At 38.6% G+C, this 2,132-nt stretch carries 2 protein-coding genes; both read left to right on the forward strand.

Going from position 1 to position 2,132, the window contains the following annotated elements:
- Positions 1-1,627 (forward strand): glycoside hydrolase family 3 C-terminal domain-containing protein (locus VIH09_RS10075; RefSeq protein WP_331580527.1); only part of this gene is annotated, 1,627 nt, incomplete at its 5' end.
- Positions 1,628-1,630: 3 nt separating this feature from the next.
- Positions 1,631-2,132: alkaline phosphatase family protein (locus VIH09_RS10080; RefSeq protein WP_331580529.1), on the forward strand; the 502-nt coding region annotated here is incomplete at its 3' end.

A 2,132-nucleotide genomic window follows, 5' to 3' on the forward strand; every position in this document is an offset into this window, starting at 1 on the left:
TAAACATTTTGCCGCTTACGGAGCCGCTGTTGGCGGACGAGATTATAATTCTGTCGACATGAGTGATAGAATGCTGTGGGAAACCTATTTACCACCATTTAAAGCCGCTTTAGATGCTGGCGCTGCCACTTTTATGAATTCATTTAATGACATCAATGGAATTCCGGCAACGGGAAATAAATATATACAACGAGATATTTTAAAAGGGAAATGGGATTTCCAAGGATTCGTTGTTTCCGATTGGGGTTCAATCGGAGAAATGGTGCAACACGGCTTTTGTAAAGATGGCAAAGAAGCTGCTTTGGCCGCAATAACGGCAGGCTGCGACATGGATATGGAAAGTAATTCCTATCGCAATAATTTGGCGGAATTGGTAAAGGAAAACAAGGTGCCGATTGCATTAATTGATGAGGCCGTAAGGCGAATTCTTCAAAAGAAATTCGAACTGGGCTTATTCGAAAATCCATTTAAATATTGCGATTCAGCCAGAGAGAAAGCGGCTTTAAACAATCCTGAAAACAGCAGGGTAGCAAGAGAAATAGCCTCAGAAAGTATTGTTTTGTTAAAAAACGAAAAAAATATTTTACCGCTTTCTAAAAAAACTAAAACCATTGCATTTATTGGTCCGATGGTAAAGCCAAAAAGAGACAATCATGGTTTTTGGGCAATTGATCTTAAAGAAGTCGATTCTACTTATATCGTTTCGCAATGGGAAGGTTTGAAAAATAAGCTGGGCAAAAACACTAAATTACTGTACGCAAAAGGTTGCGGAATTGAAAGTAAGGACAAAACGGGATTTGAAGAAGCAATCAATGTGGCCAATCAAGCCGACGTTGTCATCTTGAGTATTGGCGAAAGACACAACATGAGTGGAGAAGCCAAAAGTCGTAGTGATATTCATTTACCGGGAGTTCAGGAAGATTTGGTAAAAGAAATGATGAAAACGGGAAAGCCGGTTATAGTTCTTATTAATGCCGGTCGCCCTTTGATTTTTAATTGGACAGCCGATAATGTGCCGGCTGTAGTGTATACTTGGTGGCTCGGCTCCGAGGCAGGAAATGCCATCGCCGATGTACTTTTTGGGGATTACAATCCCTCGGGAAAACTGCCGATGACTTTCCCGAGAGAAGTGGGTCAAATTCCTATTTATTACAACCACTTCAACACCGGAAGACCTTACTCTGACGAGGATAATACCAACTATACTTCGGCCTATATCGATTTAAAAAACAGCCCGAAATTTCCTTTTGGATACGGCTTGAGTTATACGAATTTCACCTACTCGGATTTGAAGTTATCAAAAAATAAAATGAAAAATACTGAAACCATAGCGGTTTCGGTAAATATTACCAATACGGGTAAATATGCCGGAGATGAAGTGGTACAATTGTACTTGAGAGACAAGGTGGGATCAGTGGTTCGACCGGTAAAAGAATTGAAGGGATTTGAAAAAATACATTTAAATGTGGGAGAGACAAAGACTGTTACATTTGTAATTGATAATCAACTGATTTCTTTTTACAACGCAAAATTAGAGTTTGGTTCTGAACCGGGTGAGTTTGACTTGATGGTTGGATCATCATCTGCAGATATTCGTTTAAAGGATGTTTTTGAACTTATTAAATAAGAAATGAAATACAGAAACTGCTTAGTTTTCATTTTAGTATTTTTCAGCAGTCATGCGTTTTCGCAAAAAAACAGAAAGGTCATTTTTGTTATCGCGGATGGGATTCCATATGATGTTATTCAATCATACAAGATGCCCAATCTGAAACAGTTTATCAAAAAAGGGAGTTTGGTTGAAGCATATGTTGGCGGCGAAAAAAATGGCTATTCCGAAACGCCTACTATTTCTGCCGTAGGTTACAACAGTCTTTTAACAGGTAATTGGGCGAATAAACACAATGTTTGGGACAATGATATCAAAGATCCCAATTATAATTATTGGAATGTTTATCGTTTTTTCAAAACCCAATATCCCAATAAAAAAACGGCAATATTCTCAACTTGGGAAGACAATAGAACAAAACTTATAGGGAGTGGTGCAAAGGCCGCGGGAAATTTGCAACCCGATTTTGTATATGATGGATACGAGCTTGATACAATAAGATTTCCTCATGACAAAGAAGGCC

The sequence above is a fragment of the Flavobacterium sp. genome (assembly GCF_036515215.1).
Classification (GTDB): Bacteria; Bacteroidota; Bacteroidia; order Flavobacteriales; family Flavobacteriaceae; genus Flavobacterium.